Source organism: Serratia marcescens, assembly GCF_029846115.1.
Taxonomy (GTDB): Bacteria; Pseudomonadota; Gammaproteobacteria; order Enterobacterales; family Enterobacteriaceae; genus Serratia; species Serratia marcescens_L.
In genome coordinates this window covers 1-24,836 of sequence record NZ_JARVZZ010000001.1, presented here as the reverse complement: position 1 = coordinate 24,836, position 24,836 = coordinate 1, and the positions used below count along the sequence as shown (strand labels likewise).

Genomic DNA, 24,836 nt, shown 5'->3' with positions numbered 1-24,836 from the left:
TCATGGCGATTTCCGGCAATACGGCAACGCAGGGCACGCCGCTGATCGCGCTGCAACAGCTGTCGATGACCTTTGGCGGGCAGCGTGCGCTAAACGCTATCTCGCTGGCGCTGATGCCGGGGGAAGTGCACTGCCTGGCCGGCACCAACGGCTGCGGAAAAAGTACGTTGATCAAGACGATCGCCGGCGTGTATCAACCGGACGACGGCAGCCGCATCACCATCGACGGGCAAACCTTCGGCCGGCTGTCGCCGGATCAGGCGCGCGCCTTCGGAATCCAGGTGATCTATCAGGATCTGTCGCTGTTTCCCAACCTGACGGTGGCGGAAAACATCGCCTTCGAGCACAACCTGCATGGGCTGCTGGGATGGTACCGCCCGGCGCGGCTGCGGCGCACCGCCGAGCGCCTGCTGCAGGAGCTGAGTTTCCATCTGGATCTCGACAAACGGGTGGCGGAGCTGCCGATCGCCCAGCGCCAGCAGGTGGCGATCTGTCGCGCGCTGGTGGCGGAGGCGCGGCTGGTGATCATGGATGAACCGACCGCCTCGCTGACCCGCACCGAGGTCAATCAGCTGCTGCGCACGGTGGATTACCTGAAAGCGAAAGGCATCTGCGTGGTGTTCGTCAGCCACCGGCTGGACGAGGTGCTGGAGATCTCGGATCGCGTCACGGTGATCCGCGACGGCAACAAGATCGGTACCTGGCCGGCGGCGGAGATCACCGGCGAGCGTCTGACCGAGCTGATGACCGGCCTGAAGCTGGACTATCGCCTGAAGTCACCGAGCATGAATAAGGATCGGGTGATGCTGGAGGCGGATCGCCTCAGCCGCACCGGGCAGTATCAGGACGTGAGCTTCCGGCTGCATCAGGGCGAGGTGCTTGGGCTGTGCGGGCTGCTCGGCTCCGGGCGCACCGAGCTGGCGCTGAGCCTGTTCGGCATGACCCGGCCGGACAGCGGTAAGCTCTACCTCGACAGCAAACCGGTGCGCTTTCGCGGCCATGAGGACGCGATCAAGGCCGGTATCGGCTACGTCTCGGAGGATCGCCTGACGCTCGGCCTGGTGCAGCAACAGTCGGTGGCGGACAACGCAGTGCTGACCATTCTCGATAAGCTGCGCGGGCGTTTTCGCCTGATTGACGACTACCGCAAGAATCGCATCGTCGCGGAATGGATCGCCAAACTTGGCGTGCGGGTGGCGGATCCGGAGCAGGCGGTTTCGACGCTGTCCGGCGGCAATCAGCAAAAGATCGTATTGGCCAAGTGGGTGCTGACCCAGCCGCGGATCCTGATCCTTGACTCGCCGACCGTCGGCGTCGACGTTGGCGCCAAGGCCAGCATCTACCAACTGATCCATCTGCTGGCGCAGGAGGGGATCGCCATTTTACTGATCTCCGACGAGGTGCCGGAGGTGTATTACAACTGCGATCGGGTGCTGCACTTCAGCGGCGGCAGCGTGATCGGCGAATACCTGCCGGGGCAGGTGAGCCAGCAACAGCTGGCGGAGGCGGTCAATGCGTAGATTCAGCCTGAAACCGCGCGGCAACGAAGGCTACCTGGCCTGGGTACTGCTGCTGACGGTCATCGTTTTTTCGCTGCTCAGCGATCGGTTTTTAACGGTGCAAAATCTGCTCGATCTTAGCGAAAGCTATGCGGTGAGCGGCATTTTCGCCCTCGGCCTGTTCGTGGTGCTGGTGACCGGCGGCATCGATATCTCCTTCGCGGCGGTGGCCTCGGTGGTGCAGTACCTGATCGCCACGCTGGCGACCCACTACGGGCTGGCCAGCCCGGCGGGCAGCATTCTGCTGGCGTTGGCGATCGGCGCCGCGCTGGGCATGGTCAACGCGCTGTTGATCTACTGCCTGCGCATCGTCTCGATCATCGTCACCATCAGCATGCAGGCGTTCTTGTTCGGCATGCTGATGTGGCTGACCAACGGCCGCAGCCTGTACGCGCTGCCGGACTGGTGGACGCTGCCGCGCAGCGTGCTGCCGTTCCAGCTGGGTGAACAGAGCTATCAGCTCGGTTTGCCGACGCTGGTGATGCTGGCGGTGGCGCTGCTGACCTGGCTGCTGCTGAACAAGACGCACCTCGGACGCCAGCTGTTTGCCGTCGGCGGCGATGCGGAGTCGGCGCGGCGCATCGGCATCCGCGTCGGCCTGTTGCACCTGTTCGCCTATGGCTATCTGGGCGTGATGGCGGCGATCGGCGGCCTGGTGCAGGTGTACCGCATGGGGGAGGTGGTGCCCAATGCGCTGGTGGGCGGTGAGCTCGACGTACTGGCGGCGGCGGTGCTGGGCGGCGCCAGCCTGAACGGCGGCAAGGGCAGCGTGATCGGCACGCTGATGGGCGTATTCCTGATCGGCGTGCTGAAAAACGGTCTCAACCTGATCGGCGTGTCCAGCTACTTCATGAACGTGGTGATCGGCCTGGTGATCGTCGCGGCGATCACCGTCACCCACTACAAGAAACGCAAAGAAACCGACGTCGGTTTCGCCTGAGGAGCGCCTGATGGGCAACTACCTGAAATTTCGTCCGGACGGCACCGCCGTCGGTCTGTTGGCGCTGCTGCTGGCGGTGGTGCTGGCCTTCAGCTTGCTGATGCCGGGGCGCTTCTTCAGCGGCGCCACCTTCACCAGCGTGGCGTTCCAGCTGCCGGAGCTGGGCCTGCTGACCCTGGCGATGTTCATCCCGATCCTCAGCGGCGGCCTGAACCTGTGCATTATCGCCAGCGCCAACCTGACCAGCCTGCTGATGGCCTGGCTGTTCATCAGCTATCTGCCGCCGGACGCCGGGCTGGGGCTGCAGGCGCTGTGGCTGGCGTTGGCGCTGGCGGCCGCGATGCTGCTGGCCGTGATGATCGGCGCGGCGACCGGCGCGCTGGTGGCCTACATCGGCGCGCATCCGATTCTGGTGACGCTGGCGACCATGACCACGGTTAACGGCATCGGCATCTACCTGACGCGCGGTGCGGCCCTGAGCGGCATGCCGGAGATCGTGCGGTTTATCGGCGCCGAGCGCGTGCTGGGCGTGCCGGTACCGCTGTGGATCTTCCTGGCGGTTGCCGTGCTGCTGGCGCTGTTCTTGCAGAAAACCCGGCTCGGCAAATGCATCTACATGAGCGGCAGCAACATCAACGCCACCCACTTCAGCGGCGTGAATACCCATCGGGTGCTGATCGCCATTTACACCCTCTCCAGCCTGCTGTGCGTGATCGCCGGGCTGGTGATGATGGCGCGCTTCAACTCGGCGCGCATGGGCTACGGCGACTCTTATCTGCTGCTGACGGTGCTGGCGATCATTTTGGGCGGCACCGATCCGTTCGGCGGTTTTGGCCGGGTCAGCGGCGTGGTCCTGGCGCTGGTGGTGCTGCAAGTGATCGCCACCGGTTTGAACCTGATGAACGTCAGCCAGCATTTCAGTCTGGCGATGTGGGGCGCGGTGCTGATCGCAGTGTTGGCGCTGAAGTTTTTCCGCCATCGCTATCGGCAGCGGCGGGCGATGCGCCGCAGTGCGGCCCAGGCCAGAGCCGCAGCGGGCCACTGATCCTTTTTCCCTTTTGCGCAGGATAACGCTAATGAAATACCAGATTTCACCTTCACTGATGTGCATGAACCTGATGGATATCCGGCAGCAGTTGGCGGTGCTGAACCGCCGCGCCGATATGCTGCATATCGACATCATGGACGGGCACTACGTGAAAAACATCACGCTGTCGCCGTTCTTTATCGAACAGATCCGCCCGCACACCTCGTTGCTGCTGGACGTGCATCTGATGGTGGAGAACCCGACCGATTTTATCGACCCGATCGCCCGCGCCGGCGCGGACTTTATCTGCCCGCATGCCGAAACCATCAACCGCGACGCGTTCCGGGTGATCAACCAGATCCGCGCGCTGGGCAAAAAAGTGGGGGTGGTGCTGAACCCGGCCACGCCGGTGGAGTTTATCCGCCACTACCTTCATCTGCTGGACAAGGTTACGGTGATGACCGTCGATCCGGGCTATGCCGGGCAGCCGTTTATCCCCGAAATGCTGGAGAAGATCCGCCAATTGCGCGATCTGAAACGCCAGCAAAACCTGAGCTATCTGATCGAGATCGACGGATCCTGCAATCAGCGCACCTACCGCGATCTGATGGGCGCCGGTGCGGAAGTCTTGATCGTCGGCAGCTCCGGGCTGTTCAACCTCGATCCGGATCTGGAGACGGCATGGGAAAAAATGCTGGATCAGATGCGGCAGGCGGCCTGAGGCGGGGGACATGATGCGGCATTTTCTTGGCGTAGACGTCGGCGGCACCAATACCCGCCTGCTGTTGATGGATGATGACGGTGAGTTTAGCGGATACCGCAAGATAGCGACCGCCGACTGGGCGCAGCAGGCCGATCCGCTGGCGGCGTTGGGCCGCCTGATCGCCGGGCATTGCGAGGATCGGCAGGTGGCGCAGGTGATGCTGGGGCTGCCGGGGATCCTCAGCCGCGACCGTTCACGGGTGCTGTCACTGCCGTTCATTCCGGCGCTGGACGCCCAGCCGGTGGCGGCGCTGTTGGCCGATGTGCTGGCGCTGCCGGTGCGGATGGATAAGGACGTCAATCACCTGCTGTGGTGGGACTTGCAGCAGCTGCCGGCGCTGCCGCAGGTGGCGGTGGGGCTGTATCTGGGCACCGGCATGGGCAACAGCCTGTGGCTGAACGGCGATTTTTACCACGGTGCGCACGGCGCCGCCGGCGAGCTGGGGCACATTCCCTGGCCGGGCCATCAGGGCGAGTGCCCGTGCGGCAAACGGGGCTGCGTCGAGAGCCTGACCTCTGGCCATTGGCTGACCGGCTGGGCGCGGGTTAACGCGGCGCAAACACCGTTCGAACGGCTGTTCGAACGCCACGGCGATCATCCGGATTTGCAGCGTTTCGTCGAACGGTTGGCGCAGACCATCGCCATCGAAATGAACGTGCTCGATCCCCAGCGGCTGATCTTGGGTGGCGGCGTGATCGCCATGAATGGTTTCCCGTTGGCACACCTTGAGCAGGAGATCCGCCGCCATTTGCGCAGGCCGCAGCCGGCACAGGGGCTGGCGATCTCCATCAGCCGCCTGACCGATGAAACCGGCAGCAAAGGCGCCTGCCTGGCCGCCCGGCGCCACCTCCAATTGAGCAGGGAGTACCCGCAATGAAAGGCAAAGTCTGCGTGTTCGGTTCGTTCAACCTGGATATCGTCGCCGGCATGGCGCGCTTTCCGCTGCCCGGCGAATCGCTGATCGCCCGCAACAGCATGATGGGCGCGGGCGGTAAGGGGGCCAACCAGGCCACCGCTGCGCTGCGCGCTGGGGCAAGGGTGCATTATATCGGCAAGGTGGGGCGCGACGACTTCGGCACCTTCGCCCGGCGCCACCTCGCCGCCGCCGGTTTCGATGCGGTGACGCTGTTCTCGACCGGCGATTGCCCGACCGGCAATGCGCTTATCTACGTTGCCGGCGAGGAGGCGGAGAACATGATCGCCGTCGATCCCGGCGCCAACCTGACGGTCAGCGAAGACGAGGTGCGCCAGTGCCGGCCGGCAATCGCCGCGGCGGACATTCTGTTAACCCAGCTGGAGAACAATCTGCCGGCGATTGAGCAGGTGATCGCCATCGCCCGCGAGGCGCAGACGTTCATCATTCTCAACCCGGCGCCGTTTCAGCCGGTGCCGGACAGCCTGCTGGCACAGGTCGATATGCTGACGCCCAACGCCACCGAGTGTACGTTGCTGACCGGCGTGCCGGTGCGGGATGTGGCTTCGGCGCGCCAGGCGGCGCAGGTGCTGCACGCCAAGGGCATTCGCTTGCTGATCGTGACCTTGGGCACGCAGGGGGCGTTGTTCTCGGACGGGGAAAACAGCGAGCTGATCCCGGCGTTTCCAGCGCAGCCGAAAGACACCACCGGCGCGGGCGATGCGTTTAACGGCGCCCTGGCGGCGCAGTTGGCGAATCAGGTACCGTTAGCCGATGCGGTGCGCTTCGCCGCCGCCTACGCGGCGGTCTGCGTGGAGCGCGCCGGGGCGGCCGGGTCGATGCCGAGCTATGAGGAGGCGTTGGAACGCCAACGGGCGTTCGCTTGACGTTGAAGGGCTGCGGCAGCAGCCCGGTTCACTTACTTCAACCAGCCTTTGCGTTGCGCATCCCGCAGGTGTTGCTCCATGTGGTGCCACAGCTCGGGGTGCACGTCGGCGATTGATGCATTGCGCGCCAGCACCTGCTCCAGGCTGATGCCGTTCTCTACCCAGCTCTGGCCTTCATTGTGCAGGTTCATCAGCATCGGCATGGTGCGATCCAGCAGCAAGGCGAAGCGTGCATCGGCGCTTTCGCCATCTTCATATTCCTGCCATAAAGCGGTGAAATACTCGCGCTGAGCCTCCGGCAACATGCCGAACAGACGGCGCGCCGCCGCCACTTCCTGATCGTGGATCGCCGCGCGGGCCGCCAGATCGTAGACCAGCACATCGCCGGCGTCGATTTCCACGATGTCATGCAGCAGCGCCATCTGGATCACGCGCTGAATGTCTACGTCATCACCGGCGTAGGGCGCCAGGCTCATGGCGGCGATGGCGAAGTGCCAACTGTGTTCGGCGGAGTTTTCCTGGCGCTGGGTACCCAGCACTTTGGTGCGGCGTTGCACGCCTTTCAACTTATCGATTTCCATCAGGAATTGGATGACCTGGGTCATTGAGCCGAAATCTAACGCGGGTACAGCGGATGACATGGTGTAAACCTCAAGGTGGGTGGGTTGAAGCCTGACGATTGTAGACCACCGGGCGGGCGATTTCGATGGTTACACGCGTTCACATTTTTATTTTAGCGTACACGTGTACACTGGAATTATTCTCAGTTAAGCTGCTTTGCGTTAATTTCGCACAAAGCAGGGCATTTTGAGGGGTTGCGCGTTATGGGGAAAACGGACGTAGTGAAAGCCGGGAGCAATAAGATTGTCGCTGCGGCTTATCCGTGGGCGGAAGAGATCGCCAACAGTATCAGCCACGGCATCGGGCTGGTGTTCGGTATCGTTGGCCTGGTGTTGCTGTTGGTGCAGGCGGTGAATACCGGCGCCGATGCGACGGCCATCACCAGTTACAGCCTGTACGGCGGCAGCATGATCCTGCTGTTTCTCGCTTCCACGCTGTACCATGCGATTCCGCATCAGAAGGCCAAGCATTGGCTGAAAAAATTTGACCACTGCGCCATTTATCTCCTGATTGCCGGGACTTACACCCCGTTTTTGCTGGTGGGGCTGGATTCGCCGCTGGCGAAGGGCCTGATGGCGGTAATCTGGGGGTTGGCGCTGCTCGGCGTGCTGTTCAAACTGGCCTTCGCCCACCGTTTTGAAGCCCTGTCGCTGGTGACCTACCTGACGATGGGCTGGCTGTCGCTGATTGTGATTTATCAGCTGGTTACGCGGCTGGAGGCCGGCGGCGTCACGCTGCTGGCGATAGGCGGGGTGGTCTATACCCTCGGCGTGATTTTCTACGCCTCCAAGCGCATTCGCTTTGGCCACGCTATCTGGCACGCCTTCGTGCTCGGCGGCAGCGCCTGCCATTTCATGGCGATCTATCTCTACGTCTAAACGTTATCGCTACGTCTGAATGCGTATTGAACAGGCGCCTCTTTTGTTTTAAAAAAGAGGCGCTTGCTTCTTTCGGGTATCCAGCAAGCCCGTTCTTTCATTTCTGAGCCCGCATACTCTTTCTCTTAACTTAGTTCAGGACTCATCACGATGATCGTTCGCTTATCCAAAGCGCTGCTGGTCTGCGCTATCGCTTTGTTCGCTTCGCTGGTGGCCTTCGGCAATATCACCGATTACGGCTCCAACTTCGCCTTCGTGCGCCACGTCTTTATGATGGACACCATTTTCCCCGACGCCACCATCGGCTACCGTTCGATACAAACACCGTGGCTGCATCACGCCGGCTATATCTTCATCATCGTGCTGGAGAGCCTGACCGCGCTGCTGTGCTGGATCGGCGGCCTGCGCCTGCTGTGCGGCCTGAAACTGCCCGCTAAAGCTTTCAACGGCCGGAAAAAGCTGGCGGTTGTGGGGCTGACGCTGGGCTTCCTCACCTGGCAAGTGGGCTTTATGTCGATTGGGGGCGAGTGGTTTGGCATGTGGATGTCGAAACAATGGAACGGCGTGCCCGATGCGTTTCGCTTCTTCGTCACCATCATTCTGGTGCTGATTTATCTGGTGCAGCGCGACGGGGAGTTGGACGAGTAACGAAGACGGCCGCAGGCAGGGCGCCTGCGGCCGATGAATTATTTCTCTTCGGCCAGCGAGTAGGGCAACGGTTTGATCGCCAACTGGCTGGCGGCATCGTCGCGCACCCGCAGCTTGCTATCGGCGTCCAAATCGTTGTTCATCACGACCTGCACCCACAGCGTGCCGTCGGCCAGTTGGCTCGACGCCAATACGGTGCCGGTACGGCGCCAGTTTTCACCCAGCTGCAGCTCCAGATCTTCCGCCGCCTGCGGGGCGCGGGCCGCCTTACCTTCCAGCCAGTAGAGCGCACGTTTGTTGGCGCCGCGGAATTTGGCGCGCGCCACCATCTCCTGACCGGTATAGCAGCCCTTGCTGAAGCTGATGCCTTCCAGCGCCTGCAGGTTGGTGGCCTGCGGGATCAGCTGTGCGCTGTTGGCGGCGTCGATAACCGGATAGCCGGCTTCGATGTCCAACGCCAGCCATTGGCCGCTGTCATTCAGTTCCGCCTGGTCATGCAGCTTGGCGATCAGCGGTTCGGCCACGGCGGGGCGGGTCACCAGCAGAAAACGTTCCGCCGGCGCGTTGAAGTGCAGAATCGTGGTCTCGCCGTCCTGCACCACCGGGTGTTCGGCGTCCGGCAGCGTGGCGAACAGGCCCGCCAGCGCGGCACGCGCCTGGAAACCGGCGACGCCCAGCAACACCGCATCGTTATCGGCGGCGATGGTGACTTTGGAGAACACCGCGTATTTTTTGATTTCTGCCAGTTGGCTGTCCAGCACGCTGCGGCGTTCCAGATAGGCGAAGCCTTCGCCACGGTGGAACAGACGCAGGTTGCTCCACATTTTGCCCTTGGCGTCGCAATGGGCGCACAGCACGTGTTGATCGGCCGCCAGCGCGTCGATGTCCGCCGTCACCTGGCCCTGGAGATATTTCACCGTGTCCGGCCCGTTCAGCGTCACCAGCGCCCAATCTTCCAGCGAGATCAGCGTCAGGGGCAGATGGGTGGAAGCGGAGGGCTGACGGGGTGGGAATGGAATGTTATGCGCCATAGTAAGTTCCTGCTCAACGTTTAGCTTACCTGAAGGGTATTGAACCCATGGTAAAAGAGGCGGCGGGCTTTGCAAACTGTTATTCGCGCCGCGGCGCCGGGGTGCGCTTTTTTTGGCATTTTGCGCTTTATTACGTTTTCCGCAGCAAAGCGCCTTCCCGGCGTGTATGTCAAATTGTTACTCTATAGGCTTGCGGCCAGGGCACCCTTGCAGACAGATCCCCGGCTGATGGAATTATATTGCGACGGCGTTGCCATACAGTGTGTCATTTGAACTCTGCGCTGGCGCTGCCGCGCTGAAAAGAGGTGAGTCATAACAACATGGATATTAACAATAAAGCACGTATTCACTGGGCTTGCCGCCGTGGCATGCGCGAGCTGGACATCTCCATCATGCCGTTCTTCGAATACGAATACGACAGCCTGAATGACGCGGACAAGGCGTTGTTCATCCGTCTGCTGGAGTGCGACGATCCCGATTTGTTCAACTGGCTGATGAATCATGGCGCGCCGCAGGACAGCGAGCTGCAGAGAATGGTGACCCTGATCCAAACGCGAAATAAAGACCGTGGCCCAGTGGCGATGTGATATCCGCATTTCCTGGCGCACCCAGCTGTTTTCCCTGTTGACCCACGGCGTTCTGATCTTGCTGATCCTGATTTCGCCCTGGCCGGAAGGCTTTGGCCCGCTCTGGCTGGTGCTGCTGACGCTGGTGGTGTTTCAGTGCATTCGCAGCCAGAAGCGCATCGCCGCGGTGCAGGGCGAGCTGCGGCTGCTGGCGGACCGGCGTTTCAACTGGCACGGCCGCGAGTGGCGGCTGGCGAAAAAACCGTGGATGCCGGGTTATGGCATGCTGCTGACGCTGCTGCCGACGGAGGGCAAAAAACGCCGTCGGCTGTGGCTGGCTTCCGACTGCATGAGCAAAGAGGAGTGGCGCCACCTGCGGCAGCTGTTGCTGTATCCGCCGGCGGGTGACGGCGAAGAGCCCTGATGAAACCCGTACTCTGGTTGGTGGAGGATGAACCCAGCATTGCCGATACGCTGGTTTACACGCTGGAGAGCGAAGGCTTCGAGGTGCGCTGGTTCGAGCGCGCGGAACCGGCGTTGCAGGCGCTGGCGCAAGGCGCGCCCGCGCTCGCTATCCTCGATGTCGGTTTGCCGGATATCAACGGCTTTGAATTGTGTCGCCGCCTGCTGGCTCAGGCGGCCGACCTGCCGATTCTGTTTCTCACCGCCCGCAGTGATGAAGTGGATCGCCTGATCGGGCTGGAAATCGGCGCCGACGACTATGTCGCCAAGCCGTTCTCCCCTCGCGAGGTCAGCGCGCGGGTGCGCACCATTTTGCGCCGCCTGCATAAGCAGCAGCGCTTGCAACAGAGCGCGCTCTACCGTTTCGGCGCTTTCACGCTCGACGAAGACGCGGCCACCATCTCCTACCATCAGCGGCCGTTGCCGCTGACCCGTTACGAATACCTGCTGCTGAAGACGCTGCTGTTGGCGCCCGGACGGGTGTTCTCGCGGCAGCAACTGATGGAAAGCGTTTGGGCGCAGGCGGAAGAAAGCCTGGATCGCACCGTCGATACCCATATCAAAACGCTGCGCGCCAAGCTGCGAGCGGTGGAGCCCGGTGAACCGCCAATCCATACCCACCGCGGATTGGGCTATAGCGTGAGCCGCCAGCCATGAAAATTGGCCTGCGCCTGCTGCTGGGATATTTCCTGATTGTGGCGGTGGCCGGGTACTTCGTGCTGAGCATTTTCGTCCAGGAAGTGAAGCCCGGCGTGCGGCGCGCCACCGAAGGCACGCTGGTGGATACCGCCAACCTGCTGGCGCAGATCGCCCGTCAGGACATGCAGCGCGGCGATGCGGCGCATGGCCAACTGGCGCAGGCATTTACGCAGCTGAACCAGCGGCCGATCGGCGCCAATATCTCCGGCATCCGCAAGGATCGCAGCGAATACCACGTCTATCTTACCGATGCTCGGGGCAAGGTCATCTTCGATTCTGCCGGCCGCGCGCAGGGGCAGGATTATTCGCGCTGGAATGACGTTTATCGAACGCTGCGCGGCCAGTACGGCGCCCGCAGCACCCTTAGCGACCCGCAGGATGAAAACAGTTCGGTGATGTATGTGGCCGCGCCGGTGATAGAACAAGGGCGCATTATCGGCGTGCTCACCGTGGGTAAACCCAACAGCACCATGGCGCCGGTGATCAAACGCAGCGAACGGCGTATTCTGTGGGCCGGCGCATTGCTGCTGGGGATCGCGCTGCTGATCGGGGCGGTATTCGTCTGGTGGATCACCCGTTCGATAGGCCGGTTGGTGCGTTATGCCGACGGGGTGGCGCAAGGGGAAACCGCGCCGCTGCCCAAAGTGGGCGGCCGGGAATTGACGCAGCTGGCGCAGGCGTTGGAGAGCATGCGTCTGAAGCTGGAAGGCAAAGCTTATATCGAACAGTATGCACATGCCCTGACGCATGAGCTGAAAAGCCCGCTGGCGGCGATCAGGGGCGCGGCGGAGCTGTTGCAGGAGCTGCCACCGCCGGAGACCGCCCGGCGTTTTCTCACCAATATCGAGCAGCAAAGCGCACGCATCCAGCAACTGGTGGACAAACTGTTGGTGCAGGCGCGGCTGGAGAGTCGGCCTGAAATGGAGACCGCGCCCCTCGCGATCGCGGCGTTGATCGACCAGACGGTGGCGGGCAAAGAGGGGCAGGCGACGCAGCGCGGCGTCAGGTTGCAGCTGGAGGCGTTGGCGGAGGTGACGCTGAACGGCGATGCGTTGCTGATCAGCCAGGCGCTGACCAACCTGCTGGACAACGCGATCGACTTTACCCCGCCGGGCGGTTGCGTCAGCGTGCGAGGCGAACGGCGGGAACAGCATTACTGCATCAGCGTCTGCGATGACGGCAGCGGCATTCCGGACTATGCGCTCGATAAGGTGTTCGAGCGCTTTTATTCGCTGCCGCGCGCCGAACGGCCGAAAAGCAGCGGGCTGGGCCTGAACTTCGTGCAGGAGGTCGCGCGTCTGCATCATGGCGGCATTCACCTGCGCAACCGCCGGCCGCACGGGGTGGAAGCGACTTTCATGTTATCGCTGTGACTTCACCTTCCCTTCACATAACCACATTCTGATTTCACCTGCGGGTTTTATCGTGGCCTCATTACTTATGAGGAGAGAGCATAATGAAATCGGTACTGTTCTGGAAAATAACCACGCTGCTGGGATTGATGGTGGTGATGTTGATCCCCATCGCCCAACTGATGAGCGTGATCGACGAACGCAGCGGCTATCGGCAAAGCGTGGTCGGGCAGGTGAGCGAAAGCACCAGCGGGGCGCAGCGCGTGCTCGGTCCGTTGATTGTCATTCCCTACGTCGAACGAGAAGAGAAGAAAGACGAGAAAGGACAAACGGTAGTGCAGCGGGTGCAGCATTACCGCTATTTGCTGCCGGAGTCGCTTCAGGTGCAGGGGGCGCCGAAAGTAGAGGTGCGCAAGCTGGGCATTTATCAGACGCAGGTTTACCAGGGGCCGCTGAACTTCAAGATGCGTTTCGGCCAGCCGGAGCTGACGGATTTGCAACGCGCCAACGTGACCGTCGGCCAGCCGTTCCTGCTGGTGGCGCTGAGCGACTCTCGCGGCATCAAGAGCATTTCCCCGCTGGCAATGCCGCAGCCGGTGGCGTTTGAGCCGGGCACCGGCGTGGGATCGTTGCGCCAGGGGATCCACGCCCCGCTGACGCTGGGGGCACTGCAACAAAAAGAGGGGCTGAACGCCGAGTTCACCCTGACGCTGGCGGGCACCAGCAGCCTGTCGCTGGTGCCGCTGGGGCGCAGCAGCGAGCTGCAACTGCAAAGCAACTGGCCACACCCGAACTTCCTCGGCAACTTCCTGCCGGATGAACGCAAGGTGACGGAGCAAGGGTTCAGTGCTCGCTGGCGCAGCACCTGGTTCGCCAACAACATCAACAGTGCGTTCCATTACGACGATGGCATTATCGATGAGGACAAGCTGCCGGCCTTCAGCGCCAGCCTGGTCGAACCGGTCGATCACTATCAACTGACCGAGCGCGCGGTTAAATACGCGCTGCTGTTTATCGGGCTGACGTTTATGGCGTTTTTCCTGTTCGAAACCCTGACCGGGCTGCGGGTGCACCCGATTCAGTACCTGCTGGTCGGTGCGGCGCTGGTGTTGTTCTACCTGATTCTGCTGGCCTTCTCCGAACACCTGGGATTCGCTCTCGCTTACCTGGCGGCCAGTATCGCCTGCAGCGGTCTGATCGGCTTCTATCTGAGCGCCGTACTGCGCGGCAAGCTGCGCGGTGCGCTGTTCGCCGCGAGCCTATTGCTGTTGTACGGCGTGCTCTATTTGCTGTTGCAGTCGGAGGACAATGCGTTGGTGTTGGGGGCGGGGCTGCTGTTCGCCATTCTGGCGGGCATTATGCTGTTGACGCGTAAGCTGGACTGGTATCAGGTGGCGGATCCGGCGCGGTTGACCAAGGAAACGCCGGCTGGGGAAGACGAGCCACGCTTCCGTCTGTGGAAATAAGTGAGGAGAATCGGGCGCGCTCAGCGCCCGACAGCGGCTACAGCAGCGGCTCCATCTCCAACAGGATCTGTTCGCACCATTGCTGCAGGCGCTCTTCACTCAGATCGTATTGGTTGACCTCATCGAGCGCCAGGCCGACGAAATGTTTGCCGTCGGCGCTCAGCGGTTTGGGGCTGGTGAACTCGAAGCCGTCGGTCGGCCAGAAGCCGACGAACTGCACGCCCAGCGGCGCGATCTGATCGTGCAGCATGCCCAGCGCGTCGAGGAACCACTCACCGTAACCGAGCTGATCGCCCATGCCGTACATGGCGACGATTTTGCCTTTCAGATCCAGCGCCGGCAGCTGCGGCCAGATCGCTTCCCAGTCTTCCTGCAGTTCGCCGAAATCCCAGGTCGGGATGCCGAGGATCAGAATGGAATAGTCCTCCATCAGCTTGGGAGAGACGTCTTTCAGGTTGTGCAGGTCGACCAGGTCTTCACCCAGAATCTCACGGATTTTTTCTGCCGCCATCTCGGTGTAGCAGGTGCTGGAGCCGTAAAACAGACCAATCTTCATGTGTAAACCGTTACGTTGCTGTTTAGAGAATTGCAGCGAGTATACCTGATTTGCATCGGCTTAAGGCATAATGGCGCGGGTGGAAATGCAACAAAGAGAGGACCGCGTGCAACAGCAAGACAATGCGCTGATTGAACAATTCCTGGATGCGCTGTGGCTTGAGCGCAATCTGGCGGAAAATACGCTGGCCTCCTACCGGCTGGATTTGCAGGCCCTGGGCACCTGGCTTGGCCAGCAAAACACCGCCTTGCTGCAGGCGCAGGCGTTGGATCTGCAGGCGTTTCTCGCCGAGCGGGTGGAGGGTGGCTACAAGGCCACCAGCTCCGCGCGTTTGCTGAGCGCCATGCGCCGCCTGTTTCAGTACCTGTACCGCGAAAAGCTGCGCGCCGACGATCCCACCGCGCAGCTGGCGTCCCCCAAACTGCCGCAGCGTTTGCCGAAGGATCTGAGCGAGGCGCAGGTCGATGCGCTGCTGCAGGCGCCCTGCGTCGATCAGCCGCTGGAGCTGCGCGACAAGGCGATGCTCGAAGTGTTGTACGCCACCGGGCTGCGGGTTTCCGAGCTGGTGGGGCTGAGTATCAGCGACGTCAGCCTGCGGCAGGGCGTGGTGCGGGTGATCGGCAAGGGCAACAAGGAGCGGCTGGTGCCGCTGGGCGAAGAGGCGGTCTACTGGATCGAAAATTATCTGGAGCACGGCCGCCCGTGGCTGGTCAACGGCCAGACGCTGGATGTGCTGTTCCCCAGCACCCGTTGCCAGCAAATGACCCGACAGACGTTCTGGCATCGCATCAAACACTATGCCATCCTTGCGGGCATCGACAGCGAGCGTCTGTCGCCGCACGTGTTGCGGCACGCGTTCGCCACCCATTTGCTGAACCATGGGGCCGATCTCCGTGTCGTACAGATGTTGTTAGGACACAGCGATCTCTCGACCACGCAAATTTATACTCATGTAGCGACCGAACGACTGAAACAGCTACATCAACAGCATCACCCGCGCGCCTGAGCGGCGGGTTCGAAAGGATTGGAACAATGAAAAAAGGTTTAATGCTGCTCTCTCTGCTGGTGGCTTCGGTGACTGGCGCCGCCCATGCCGATGACGCGGCGATCAAAAAAGCGCTCGCCAGCCTGGGCATCCAGCAGGCGGACGTGCAGCCTTCACCGGTCAACGGCCTGAAAACCGTGCTGACCGACAGCGGCGTACTGTACGCCTCCGAAGACGGTAAGCACATCCTGCAGGGCCCGCTGTTCGACGTCAGCGGCAAAGAGCCGGTCAACGTGACCAACCAACTGCTGGGCAGCAAGATGGACGCGCTGAAAGATCAGATGATCGTTTACAAAGCGCCGAAAGAGAAACACGTGATCACCGTGTTCACCGATATCACCTGCGGTTACTGCCACAAACTGCATCAGCAGATGAAAGAGTACAACGATCTGGGCATTACCGTGCGTTACCTGGCATTCCCGCGCCAAGGGCTGGCTTCCCAGGCTGAAAAAGACATGCAGTCTATCTGGTGCACCGCCGACAAGGCCAAGGCGTTCGACGCCGCCATGAAGGGCGACGCCGTTTCTCCGGCGACCTGCAAAACCGACATCAGCAAGCATTACGAGCTGGGCGTGCAGTTCGGCATTCAGGGCACGCCGGCCATCATCCTGGAAAACGGCATGATGATCCCGGGCTATCAGGGGCCGAAAGAGATGGCCGCCATGCTGGATGCGCACCAGGCCGCCACCAAAGCCGGTGGTTAATCGCCGGTGAGTATTAAAACGCAACTACGCCGCCGCCCGGCGGCGGACGACACGCATCTGCCCGCCAGTTTGCCGCCGCTGCTGCGTCGGCTTTACGCCCTGCGCGGCGTGCAGGGTGAGCAGGAGCTGGAGCGCGGCGTCAAGGGCATGCTGCCCTGGCAACAATTGGACGGCATCGACGCCGCCGTCAGCCTGCTGCAACAGGCGCTGGCCGACGGCCGCCGCATTATGGTTGTGGGCGATTTCGACGCCGACGGCGCTACCAGCACCGCGCTGACGGTGCTGGCGCTGCGCAGCATGGGCGGCGCAGCCGTCGACTACCTGGTGCCGAACCGCTTTGAAGACGGCTACGGCCTGAGCCCCGAAGTGGTGGAGCAGGCGGCGGCGCGCGGCGCGGAGCTGATCGTCACCGTCGATAACGGCATCTCCTCCCATGCCGGCGTCGATGTGGCGCACGCCAAGGGGATGCAGGTGTTGGTGACCGATCACCACCTGCCGGGTGAGACCCTGCCGGCGGCCGAAGCGATCGTCAATCCTAATCTGCGCGGCTGCGGTTTCCCGTCCAAATCGCTGGCCGGGGTGGGCGTCGCGTTCTACCTGATGCTGGCGCTGCGCGCCCGACTGCGGGACAGCGGCTGGTTCGAGCAGCGCGCGCTGGCGATGCCCAATCTGGCTGAACTGCTGGATCTGGTGGCGCTCGGCACCGTGGCCGACGTGGTGCCGCTGGATGCCAACAACCGCATTCTGGTGTATCAGGGGTTAAACCGCATCCGCGCCGGCAAATGCCGACCGGGCATCCGCGCGCTGCTTGAAGTGGCCAACCGCGATGCCCGCCAACTGGCGGCCAACGATCTCGGCTTTGCCCTCGGCCCGCGTCTCAACGCCGCCGGCAGGCTGGACGATATGTCGATCGGCGTGGCGCTGCTGCTGAGCGACGACATTGCGCAGGCGCGCATGCTGGCCAACGATCTCGACGCGCTGAATCAGACGCGACGCGAGATAGAGCAGGGCATGCAGGTGGAAGCCTTGCAGCTGTGCGACCAGTTGGAGCGTACCAGCACCGAGCTGCCTTACGGGCTGGCGATGTATCACCCGGAATGGCACCAGGGCGTGGTGGGCATCCTCGCTTCACGTATCAAAGAGCGTTTCCACCGTCCGGTGATCGCGTTCGCGCCGGCGGGCGACGGCATCCTGAAAGGCTCCGGCCGTTCGGTGCCCGGACTGCACATGCGCGACGCGCTGGAGCGGCTGGATATGCTGAACCCCGGGCTGATGATGAAGTTCGGCGGCCACGCGATGGCGGCCGGGCTGTCGCTGGAAGAGGCCAGGTTTGACGAGTTCCGCCAGCGCTTCGGCGAGCTGGTGGGGGAATGGCTCGATCCGGCGATGCTGGAAGGGGTGATCTGGTCCGACGGCGAACTGGCGATGCAGGAGTTGTCGCTGACGACGGCGGAGCTGCTGCGCGAGGGGGGCCCCTGGGGGCAGGCGTTCCCGGAACCGACCTTCGACGGCAAGTTCCGCATTCTGCAGCAGCGGCTGGTGGGCGAGAAACACCTGAAGCTGATGGTGGAACCGCTCGGCGGCGGCCCGCTGCTCGACGGCATCGCGTTCAACGTGGACACCACGCTGTGGCCGGACAGCAGCGTGCGCGAGGTGGAACTGGCCTACAAGCTCGACGTCAACGAGTTTCGCGGCAACCGCAACGTGCAGCTGCTGATCCAGCATCTTTGGCCGCGCTGAGGCGAAATTGAACACAATTCGGGGATTGGGCTCTCCAATCCCCCGCATCCTTCCCGATCGCCACAAAAACTGACCAACTCGCTATAAACTGCCGCCCGGATCCGTTAGAATTAACGGTTCCAATGGCATTCCGCCATCGACGACATCAACGTAAAAGAACGAAACCATGTTTGAAATTAACCCGGTAAAAAACCGAATTCAGGACCTGTCCGAGCGGACTGCGGTTCTTAGGGGGTATCTTTGACTATGATGCCAAGAAGGAACGCCTAGAAGAAGTCAACGCCGAGCTGGAGCAGCCGGACGTTTGGAACGAGCCGGAGCGCGCACAGGCGCTCGGCAAAGAGCGCGCCGCGCTGGAAGCCATCGTTGAAACCATCGAGCAGTTGGAGCAGGGCGGCGAAGACGTCGGCGGGCTGCTGGAACTGGCGGTGGAAGCCGACGATGAAGAGACCTTCAACGAAGCGGTCGCCGAGCTGGATCAACTGATGAGCAAGCTGGATCAGTTGGAATTCCGCCGTATGTTCTCCGGCGAATACGACAGCGCCGACTGCTACCTGGATATCCAGGCCGGCTCCGGCGGCACCGAAGCGCAAGACTGGGCCAGCATGCTGCTGCGTATGTACCTGCGCTGGGCCGAAGCCAAAGGCTTCAAGACCGAAGTGATCGAAGAGTCCGACGGCGACGTCGCGGGCCTGAAGTCTGCCACCATCAAGATCATCGGCGACTACGCGTTCGGCTGGTTGCGCACTGAAACCGGCGTTCACCGCCTGGTGCGCAAGAGCCCGTTCGACTCCGGCGGCCGTCGCCACACCTCGTTCAGCTCGGTGTTCATCTACCCGGAAGTCGACGACGATATCGATATCGAAATCAACCCGGCGGATCTGCGTATCGACGTGTACCGCGCCTCCGGTGCGGGCGGTCAGCACGTCAACAAAACCGAATCCGCCGTACGTATTACTCACCTGCCAACCAACATCGTGGTGCAGTGCCAGAACGATCGTTCTCAGCATAAGAACAAGGATCAAGCGTTTAAACAGCTGCGAGCCAAGCTGTACGAGTTTGAGATGCAAAAGAAAAATGCTGATAAGCAGACGATGGAAGACAACAAGTCCGACATCGGCTGGGGCAGCCAAATCCGTTCTTACGTGCTGGATGACTCCCGCATCAAGGATTTGCGCACCAACGTCGAAACGCGTAATACGCAGGCCGTACTGGATGGCGACCTGGATAAATTCATTGAGGCAAGTTTGAAAGCCGGGTTATGAGGAATAGAAATGTCTGAACAACAAGTACAGGGCGCCGATCAGGCGCTGGATCTCAATAACGAACTGCAGTCCCGCCGCGAGAAACTGGCCGGCCTGCGCGAGAACGGCATTGCGTTCCCGAACGATTTCCGTCGCGACTCCACCTCCGACAAACTGCACGCCGCGTACGGCGATAAAGACAACGAAGAGCTGGAAGCGCTGGGCGTAGAAGTGACCGTCGCCGGCCGCATGATGACCCGCCGTATTATGGGCAAGGCATCCTTCGTCACGCTGCAGGACGTGGGCGGCCGCATTCAGCTGTACGTCGCGCGCGACGATCTGGCTGAAGGCGTGTACAACGACCAGTTCAAGAAGTGGGACCTGGGCGATATCCTCGGCGCGCGCGGTAAGCTGTTCAAAACCAAGACCGGCGAACTGTCGATCCACTGCACCGAGCTGCGTCTGCTGACCAAAGCGCTGCGCCCGCTGCCGGACAAATTCCACGGCCTGGCGGATCAGGAAACCCGTTACCGCCAGCGTTACCTGGATCTGATCGCCAACGAAGAATCGCGCAACACCTTCAAAGTGCGTTCTCAGGTGATGTCGGCTATTCGCAACTTCATGGTGGAACGCGGCTTCATGGAAGTCGAAACCCCGATGATGCAGGTGATCCCGGGCGGCGCGTCCGCGCGTCCGTTCATCACGCACCACAATGCGCTGGATATCGACATGTACCTGCGCATCGCGCCGGAACTGTATCTGAAGCGTCTGGTGGTCGGCGGCTTTGAGCGCGTGTTCGAAATCAACCGCAACTTCCGTAACGAAGGCGTTTCTCCGCGTCACAACCCAGAGTTCACCATGATGGAACTCTACATGGCTTACGCGGATTACAAAGACCTGATCGAGCTGACCGAGACCCTGTTCCGCACTCTGACCGAGAAAGTGCTGGGCACCTCTCAGGTGCAGTACGGCGACGAAGTGTTCGACTTCGGCAAGCCGTTCGAGAAGCTGACCATGACCGAGGCGATCAAGAAATACCGCCCGGAAACCGATCTGGCTGACCTGGCCGACATGGGCAAAGCGGTGGCCATCGCCGAATCCATCGGCATCAAGGTTGAGAAGAGCTGGGGTCTGGGCCGCGTCGTGACCGAGATCTTCGAAGAAGTGGCGGAAAGCCATCTGATTCAGCCGACCTTCATCACCGAGTACCCGGCTGAAGTTTCGCCGCTGGCGCGCCGCAACGACGTTAACCCGGAAATCACCGACCGCTTCGAGTTCTTCATCGGCGGCCGTGAAATCGGCAACGGCTTCTCCGAGCTGAACGACGCCGAAGACCAGGCACAGCGCTTTGCCGATCAGGTGAACGCCAAAGACGCCGGCGACGACGAAGCGATGTTCTACGACGAAGACTACGTCACCGCGCTGGAGCACGGCCTGCCGCCGACCGCCGGTCTGGGCATCGGTATCGACCGTATGGTGATGCTGTTCACCAACAGCCATACCATCCGCGACGTGATTCTGTTCCCGGCGATGCGCCCACAGAAATAATTCCGTTTAGCGTGAAACCACCGGTGCAGGCAACTGCGCCGGTTTTTTTTCGCCCACCGGACTTAACCGCTTAAAACATCGACAGTTACGCGCCATCTCCGCTTGCCCGCCGCCGATAACCGGTTATAATGCCTGTCGCACACCGATGCGGGTGTAGTTCAATGGTAGAACGGCAGCTTCCCAAGCTGCATACGAGGGTTCGATTCCCTTCACCCGCTCCAAAATTTCCTCATGCATCACTCCATTGAGCTCTAAGCGCTTTAAGAAAACTGATTCTCGCTAACTGCATCACCGTTTGACGAGGGTTAACATGTGAGCCGATCCTGCCGTTGCTTCAACATCCTACCGCGATAGCACAACAAGAAAACTAAACCCTCGTTGTAGGCTCTAAATACTTATAAAAATCTCATCGCAAATCGCATTTAAGCCCCATGTCTCTAAACAGGTTCATGGTGGTTTTCGTTCCTGCACACGATATGCAGGCTCTGCCAGCGTTTCAGCCACGCTTCCCTTCAGGGGATACACGGTTACCCTATAAGACCTTGCTCTGAGTAGATCACTGATGCTGTCGCTAACGCTCCGCTTTGCGTGTTACCACCAACGGGGCTTAATGGCTTCTATTGCCTGCGGTGACGGTGTTATGTCTATTGATGAAGGCACGAGGGGATATCATTCTCCCGCGTCTCTGTATTTTTTAAGGTAGATATCTCAGGATTTCTGCTGCCCAGTTCCTGCGATGGATAATACGAGCCTGATGCAGGTTTCCATCTAGTATCTCGGCTTTGGTTAGCTGGGGTCAGTCCATAAATGACTTTGAGGTGTCTGTTAAACCCGTGGCTATTCAGTCTTAATATTGATTTTTTCAATGCTAAAAATATAGTCTCAAATTTTGAATGGTAGGCGATTATTTTTGTTGATTTTTAATTAAGTTTTGAGTTTCATTTTTTTTCTGTGCTTACTAGATTTGCATATTTTGTAAGGCTTTTAATGTTTTCGTTTGTTAGACCTCTTAGGGCTTCTGATGTCTGAGATGAAAGAGATGATATTTGTGGAAAGCTTTCTTTAAGGGCTGCTATTTGGCGACTCAGCTCTTCAATTTTTTTAAAACTTGGGCTGTTAAAAGCAATAGAAGCACTAGCTGCTAACTTTGCAAGGTCGGGATGGGGCGTCAGTGACTGTTGGATCTGATCATAAGCCATTTTGTATTGGGATTCAGAAAATGCACTTTGAGGGCTCAAGCCTGCAAGGGATATCTTAGAAATGTTTTCCAAAGTTTTTTTTGCATCATCAACCGATGTTAATTTTTGGGAATAAGGATATAAAAGATCGATTTCTTCAAATTCTTTCGATATTTCATTGATGAATAATTTAATGCCTTCGTGATTGCTTGGTGAGTTATACTTTCTAAATATGTCAATAATTCTATTGGTTTTTGCTTTCAATTCTTCTATCTCAGATAATAAATTTTCTTTCAATGCTGTATAACTACCTACCTCTTCACTAAGGACCTTTGTTTTTTCGCTTAGGCTAGCGTGTTCTTTCATAAGTGATTCTGTTTGGAATGGCAGTTTTTTTTGTTCTTCTTCAATTTCGATTAGTCTCTTTTGTTCTTTGGCCTCAGCTTGGCGTGAAGTAAAGTTGCGCTCTGCTGTTTTCTCCATAATATCAATCTCTATCTGTAGATTGTTTAGGGAACGATCGCGCTCAACGTTAGTCAACAGATACTCTGCCTTTTTATGTATAATGGAAAGTATAACCTTAAAATATGGTGAAAATGCAGCCAAGGTTGCCCCTGCAATAATTGGAAGTACGAGGTAATGGCTGTAGAACCCACTTTGAGATGTAATCATTTCGATTCTTTTTTCAACATCTTGCTTACTCATAAATAGCCAGGCGAGGTTCTGCCAGTTAAAACCTATCCATGAAAGAACGATATAACCCCATAATGGGTTAGTAAAACGATCTTTTAGAGCTTGTGAAATTGATTCTTTTACACTCTCCACTTTTGATTCCTCATTAAACATTACCTTTTTAGGGGTAACCGGATTTCCACTGATTAACGTGTCATGATGTTAGTAGTGTCTTCATAAAAAAGAGGACATTCCCATGAATGCGTTTTCCTAGCATACAGATTATCATTATTCTTCGCAAAGCCGAAGTCTGAATTTCAGCATGCTAGCTTTGACGTAGGAATGAGGTTTCTTACATTACGTTTCATGCTTGGTGTAGGGGTATGATCGGATGATAACTTGAACTTAAACGACTAGAAATTTTAGAAGAAAATAACTCATGTTTAAATACGTTTTTTACCTAAACCATGCTGGACAAAGAAGTACTTCAGGTTACTCTGGGATGAACGTACTAATGAAAGATCAGATGCGGAAATGCTGGTTGTCACCAGATGCATAGTGTGGACGTAATGTAAAATGAACCGCAATAAAAGGATTTATCATGGCAACAGAGGAAGGTTTAAGCGCTGTGCTTTCGCCGGTTCAACTGGCGGCAGTTATGTCAGACAGAAGCGTTACGGAAGGGGAAACCTTGAGTAATCGCCTGTTTGGCGGGTTGGGGCTTGCTGGTGGAGTTGTTGAACTCATTGGTGCTGGTGCGCTGTGTTATGCACCGGACCCAACATTTTTAACCAAGGTTGGTTGTGTCGTTGTCGGTACCCATAGTCTCGATAGTATCAAAGCCGCCTCCAATCAAATTGTTACTGGCCAACCAACAACCACTGATACTTACCAATCTGCTGTTGCACTGGCTAGAACGTTGGGCGCGGAAGATGATACGGCTTATAACGTAGGGCTTACGGTCGATGTTGCAGTGCCGTTGGTGTTTGCGGCAGCGATAGGCGCGGTGCGCGTTGCTTCTGTTCGTATGGGGAGAGTGAGACTGGTTGAGCATGAGTCTATGACGGGCGCGAAACCTGGCGGCCATACGATTGCGAAGCATATAGCCAAGACACCGGATGAATTGGTGCAAAGACTTGCTACAATCCCTACCATGCGGGCAGCAACAACATTCACTAACGTGCGTATTGCCGAAGAGGCTATTTCCGGCGCAGTGAAACATAATCAGGAATGGATAAAAATTTGGGCAGGAAGCTCAACGCGCCCCTCGTCGCCTCTCGTCGTGAACTATTCTGCCGGACGTGTAATTGGGTATGGTTTACGGCGTGGCGAGCAGAACACTATCAAGCTGACCAACCTTAGGGTTGTCATACGTTTTGAGGTCTTTCACGGCAAGCCGTATTACATCCTTACTGCCTACCCCACTTTTTGAGATCGCACGATGAAAATAATGGGTAACTTTTCCGCCCTGGAACATCTGATACAAATTTATTTCGGGCAGGATAGCTACGAAATCACAGGGGCGACAACCCTTCCCGGCGTTATGGGCTTCTATCTTCAAGACAACCCATCCTCGAAGATAGACACCTTGATCGCGGATATTGTCGAATTTGAAACGGCATACTCGGGCACGCTTGATGATGAATTCAGTGCTCGATGGGGGAACGATGTGTTGCCGGAGCTATGGGGAACAACGACACAGGATTTCTTGAAACAAATTCGGATACTGGCAGCCCGCCACCAGTTGGCTCACTAATTCTGGCGCTATGTGTGAATGCCTAAAGCGGCTATGCATACTTGTGTGAGCCGAAGCGACGGTGTGCATCTGTATAGAGACGTAGCGCACAATAGAAATGTACATGCCGCCCCTGGGGACGGCATGTCGGCCTTTAGCGCACCAGATGCAAGAAATGCAGGTGCTTTTCGTACTGGTCGAGAATATCGTTGATCAACTGCTCCTGATTCCAGCCCATGACATCGTAGTTCTGGCCGCCTTCTTTCAGGTAGATCTCCGCGCGATAATACTTGTGCTGCTCGGCTTGTTGTTCATTGTTATCCAGCCCGGCCAGAGCGAACGTCGGCGAACTGTAGCCGCGCAGTCTGACTTCATAGATAAAGTTAAGCTCATCGCCCAAATCGACCTCGAAACGAATGCGGTCTTCCGCAGTGGCGTTGATGCTGCTGAGCGTGTTTTGTTTACTCAGCTCTTCCTGCACCAGCGTCATGGCCGGTTGGATAACCTCATCCATAAAGCGCTTAACCAGCGAGCGTTTTGGCAGATAGGCGATATTGCGCAGCCTGCGCTGCCAGGGAATGGGGTTGCGGGCGGCGGTGGGG

The 24,836-nt window shown here is 58.9% G+C and carries 25 protein-coding genes and 1 tRNA gene; 21 read left to right on the top strand and 5 right to left on the bottom strand.

The window, feature by feature from the left end; all coding sequences use genetic code 11:
• Positions 1-2 precede the first annotated feature (2 nt).
• The 6 genes from QDT79_RS00130 to rbsK are packed head-to-tail and all read left to right on the top strand — an operon-like array spanning position 3 to position 6,089.
• A complete protein-coding gene (locus QDT79_RS00130; RefSeq protein WP_308316085.1) occupies positions 3-1,520 on the top strand; it encodes a sugar ABC transporter ATP-binding protein in 1,518 nt (505 codons plus the stop codon).
• Positions 1,513-2,499: an ABC transporter permease gene (locus QDT79_RS00125; protein WP_107227935.1), complete on the top strand. Its 987-nt coding sequence runs from the start codon at positions 1,513-1,515 to the stop codon at positions 2,497-2,499. The genes QDT79_RS00130 and QDT79_RS00125 overlap by 8 nt, the downstream gene beginning before the upstream one ends.
• A 10-nt stretch (positions 2,500-2,509) precedes the next feature.
• A complete protein-coding gene (locus tag QDT79_RS00120) occupies positions 2,510-3,544 on the top strand; it encodes an ABC transporter permease (protein WP_308316084.1) in 1,035 nt (344 codons plus the stop codon).
• A 31-nt stretch (positions 3,545-3,575) separates the two neighbouring features.
• Positions 3,576-4,247 (top strand): D-allulose 6-phosphate 3-epimerase, encoded by a 672-nt coding sequence (gene alsE, locus QDT79_RS00115; protein WP_033654065.1) that lies wholly within the window; start codon positions 3,576-3,578, stop codon positions 4,245-4,247.
• 10 nt (positions 4,248-4,257) lie between these two features.
• Entirely contained in the window at positions 4,258-5,166 is a 909-nt protein-coding gene (gene alsK, locus QDT79_RS00110) for an allose kinase (protein ID WP_308316083.1), read from the top strand.
• Positions 5,163-6,089, top strand: a complete 927-nt coding sequence (gene rbsK / locus QDT79_RS00105; RefSeq protein ID WP_308316082.1) for a ribokinase — start codon at positions 5,163-5,165, stop codon at positions 6,087-6,089. Before alsK ends, rbsK begins: the two co-directional genes overlap by 4 nt.
• A gap of 32 nt (positions 6,090-6,121) precedes the next feature.
• Here the strand turns inward: rbsK and QDT79_RS00100 are convergent, their stop codons facing one another.
• Positions 6,122-6,730, bottom strand: a complete 609-nt coding sequence (locus QDT79_RS00100) for an HD domain-containing protein (protein WP_025304127.1) — start codon at positions 6,728-6,730, stop codon at positions 6,122-6,124.
• Positions 6,731-6,913: 183 nt separating this feature from the next.
• Here QDT79_RS00100 and trhA point away from each other — a divergent pair, with 183 nt between their 5' ends.
• Positions 6,914-7,588, top strand: coding sequence for a PAQR family membrane homeostasis protein TrhA (gene trhA / locus QDT79_RS00095; protein ID WP_033639467.1), 675 nt, complete (start codon positions 6,914-6,916; stop codon positions 7,586-7,588).
• A 150-nt stretch (positions 7,589-7,738) separates the two neighbouring features.
• Complete coding sequence (locus QDT79_RS00090; protein ID WP_063990694.1) at positions 7,739-8,236, top strand: DUF2165 family protein; 498 nt, start codon at positions 7,739-7,741, stop codon at positions 8,234-8,236.
• A gap of 38 nt (positions 8,237-8,274) precedes the next feature.
• Here the strand turns inward: QDT79_RS00090 and ygfZ are convergent, their stop codons facing one another.
• Positions 8,275-9,267 (bottom strand): tRNA-modifying protein YgfZ, encoded by a 993-nt coding sequence (gene ygfZ, locus QDT79_RS00085; protein ID WP_063990695.1) that lies wholly within the window; start codon positions 9,265-9,267, stop codon positions 8,275-8,277.
• Positions 9,268-9,587: 320 nt separating this feature from the next.
• Between ygfZ and sdhE the strand changes: the two genes are divergently transcribed.
• The 5 genes from sdhE to creD all read left to right on the top strand — a co-directional run bounded on the left by sdhE (position 9,588) and on the right by creD (position 13,812).
• The gene (gene sdhE, locus QDT79_RS00080; RefSeq protein ID WP_019455657.1) at positions 9,588-9,854 is read left to right on the top strand and encodes an FAD assembly factor SdhE; all 267 of its coding nucleotides are present in this window, start codon (positions 9,588-9,590) and stop codon (positions 9,852-9,854) included.
• Positions 9,835-10,257, top strand: a complete 423-nt coding sequence (locus QDT79_RS00075; protein WP_063990696.1) for a protein YgfX — start codon at positions 9,835-9,837, stop codon at positions 10,255-10,257. The genes sdhE and QDT79_RS00075 overlap by 20 nt, the downstream gene beginning before the upstream one ends.
• The gene (creB, locus tag QDT79_RS00070; RefSeq protein WP_063990697.1) at positions 10,257-10,952 is read left to right on the top strand and encodes a two-component system response regulator CreB; all 696 of its coding nucleotides are present in this window, start codon (positions 10,257-10,259) and stop codon (positions 10,950-10,952) included. The genes QDT79_RS00075 and creB overlap by 1 nt, the downstream gene beginning before the upstream one ends.
• The gene (gene creC, locus QDT79_RS00065; RefSeq protein ID WP_308316081.1) at positions 10,949-12,367 is read left to right on the top strand and encodes a two-component system sensor histidine kinase CreC; all 1,419 of its coding nucleotides are present in this window, start codon (positions 10,949-10,951) and stop codon (positions 12,365-12,367) included. The genes creB and creC overlap by 4 nt, the downstream gene beginning before the upstream one ends.
• An 80-nt stretch (positions 12,368-12,447) precedes the next feature.
• Positions 12,448-13,812, top strand: a complete 1,365-nt coding sequence (gene creD / locus QDT79_RS00060) for a cell envelope integrity protein CreD (protein WP_130018208.1) — start codon at positions 12,448-12,450, stop codon at positions 13,810-13,812.
• A gap of 37 nt (positions 13,813-13,849) precedes the next feature.
• Here creD and fldB read toward each other — a convergent pair whose 3' ends face one another.
• A complete protein-coding gene (fldB, locus tag QDT79_RS00055) occupies positions 13,850-14,368 on the bottom strand; it encodes a flavodoxin FldB (RefSeq protein WP_038871234.1) in 519 nt (172 codons plus the stop codon).
• 106 nt (positions 14,369-14,474) lie between these two features.
• Here fldB and xerD point away from each other — a divergent pair, with 106 nt between their 5' ends.
• The 6 genes from xerD (at position 14,475) to QDT79_RS00025 (ending at position 20,870) form a co-directional block, all read left to right on the top strand.
• Positions 14,475-15,374 carry a site-specific tyrosine recombinase XerD gene (xerD, locus tag QDT79_RS00050; protein ID WP_063990783.1) on the top strand — a complete coding sequence of 300 codons (900 nt, stop codon included), beginning with the start codon at positions 14,475-14,477 and terminating at the stop codon, positions 15,372-15,374.
• 26 nt (positions 15,375-15,400) lie between these two features.
• Positions 15,401-16,117, top strand: a complete 717-nt coding sequence (dsbC, locus tag QDT79_RS00045; RefSeq protein ID WP_033654072.1) for a bifunctional protein-disulfide isomerase/oxidoreductase DsbC — start codon at positions 15,401-15,403, stop codon at positions 16,115-16,117.
• Between the two features lie 6 nt (positions 16,118-16,123).
• Positions 16,124-17,857, top strand: coding sequence for a single-stranded-DNA-specific exonuclease RecJ (gene recJ, locus QDT79_RS00040; protein ID WP_063990700.1), 1,734 nt, complete (start codon positions 16,124-16,126; stop codon positions 17,855-17,857).
• Between the two features lie 166 nt (positions 17,858-18,023).
• Positions 18,024-19,122 (top strand): peptide chain release factor 2 gene (gene prfB / locus QDT79_RS00035; RefSeq protein ID WP_107227931.1). Its coding sequence is split into 2 segments (ribosomal slippage): positions 18,024-18,098 and positions 18,100-19,122, totalling 1,098 coding nucleotides; the frame shifts between segments, so codons are not numbered across the junction.
• A gap of 9 nt (positions 19,123-19,131) precedes the next feature.
• Positions 19,132-20,649, top strand: coding sequence for a lysine--tRNA ligase (gene lysS / locus QDT79_RS00030; RefSeq protein WP_033649459.1), 1,518 nt, complete (start codon positions 19,132-19,134; stop codon positions 20,647-20,649).
• A 147-nt stretch (positions 20,650-20,796) separates the two neighbouring features.
• A tRNA-Gly gene (locus QDT79_RS00025) sits at positions 20,797-20,870 on the top strand.
• A 717-nt stretch (positions 20,871-21,587) separates the two neighbouring features.
• On the opposite strand, the gene QDT79_RS00020 is transcribed toward QDT79_RS00025, so the two are convergent.
• A complete protein-coding gene (locus QDT79_RS00020; protein WP_308316080.1) occupies positions 21,588-22,652 on the bottom strand; it encodes a hypothetical protein in 1,065 nt (354 codons plus the stop codon).
• Between the two features lie 448 nt (positions 22,653-23,100).
• On the opposite strand from QDT79_RS00020, the gene QDT79_RS00015 reads away from it, so the two are divergent.
• Together QDT79_RS00015 and QDT79_RS00010 are read left to right on the top strand one after the other, a co-directional pair.
• Positions 23,101-23,931, top strand: a complete 831-nt coding sequence (locus QDT79_RS00015; RefSeq protein WP_308316079.1) for an RNase A-like domain-containing protein — start codon at positions 23,101-23,103, stop codon at positions 23,929-23,931.
• Between the two features lie 18 nt (positions 23,932-23,949).
• On the top strand, positions 23,950-24,255 hold the full coding sequence (locus tag QDT79_RS00010) for a contact-dependent growth inhibition system immunity protein (protein WP_308316078.1): 306 nt from the start codon (positions 23,950-23,952) through the stop codon (positions 24,253-24,255).
• A 133-nt stretch (positions 24,256-24,388) separates the two neighbouring features.
• Here QDT79_RS00010 and QDT79_RS00005 read toward each other — a convergent pair.
• On the bottom strand, positions 24,389-24,836 hold a 448-nt coding region (locus QDT79_RS00005), incomplete at its 5' end, for a BCCT family transporter (RefSeq protein ID WP_308316077.1).

Coding starts and splice junctions, on each gene's coding strand:
- QDT79_RS00130 (WP_308316085.1), top strand. CDS start 3: ATGGCGATTTCCGGCAATACGGCAACGCAGGGCACGCCGCTGATCGCG.
- QDT79_RS00125 (WP_107227935.1), top strand. CDS start 1,513: ATGCGTAGATTCAGCCTGAAACCGCGCGGCAACGAAGGCTACCTGGCC.
- QDT79_RS00120 (WP_308316084.1), top strand. CDS start 2,510: ATGGGCAACTACCTGAAATTTCGTCCGGACGGCACCGCCGTCGGTCTG.
- alsE (WP_033654065.1), top strand. CDS start 3,576: ATGAAATACCAGATTTCACCTTCACTGATGTGCATGAACCTGATGGAT.
- alsK (WP_308316083.1), top strand. CDS start 4,258: ATGATGCGGCATTTTCTTGGCGTAGACGTCGGCGGCACCAATACCCGC.
- rbsK (WP_308316082.1), top strand. CDS start 5,163: ATGAAAGGCAAAGTCTGCGTGTTCGGTTCGTTCAACCTGGATATCGTC.
- QDT79_RS00100 (WP_025304127.1), bottom strand. CDS start 6,730: ATGTCATCCGCTGTACCCGCGTTAGATTTCGGCTCAATGACCCAGGTC.
- trhA (WP_033639467.1), top strand. CDS start 6,914: ATGGGGAAAACGGACGTAGTGAAAGCCGGGAGCAATAAGATTGTCGCT.
- QDT79_RS00090 (WP_063990694.1), top strand. CDS start 7,739: ATGATCGTTCGCTTATCCAAAGCGCTGCTGGTCTGCGCTATCGCTTTG.
- ygfZ (WP_063990695.1), bottom strand. CDS start 9,267: ATGGCGCATAACATTCCATTCCCACCCCGTCAGCCCTCCGCTTCCACC.
- sdhE (WP_019455657.1), top strand. CDS start 9,588: ATGGATATTAACAATAAAGCACGTATTCACTGGGCTTGCCGCCGTGGC.
- creB (WP_063990697.1), top strand. CDS start 10,257: ATGAAACCCGTACTCTGGTTGGTGGAGGATGAACCCAGCATTGCCGAT.
- creC (WP_308316081.1), top strand. CDS start 10,949: ATGAAAATTGGCCTGCGCCTGCTGCTGGGATATTTCCTGATTGTGGCG.
- fldB (WP_038871234.1), bottom strand. CDS start 14,368: ATGAAGATTGGTCTGTTTTACGGCTCCAGCACCTGCTACACCGAGATG.
- dsbC (WP_033654072.1), top strand. CDS start 15,401: ATGAAAAAAGGTTTAATGCTGCTCTCTCTGCTGGTGGCTTCGGTGACT.
- lysS (WP_033649459.1), top strand. CDS start 19,132: ATGTCTGAACAACAAGTACAGGGCGCCGATCAGGCGCTGGATCTCAAT.
- QDT79_RS00015 (WP_308316079.1), top strand. CDS start 23,101: ATGGCAACAGAGGAAGGTTTAAGCGCTGTGCTTTCGCCGGTTCAACTG.
- QDT79_RS00010 (WP_308316078.1), top strand. CDS start 23,950: ATGGGTAACTTTTCCGCCCTGGAACATCTGATACAAATTTATTTCGGG.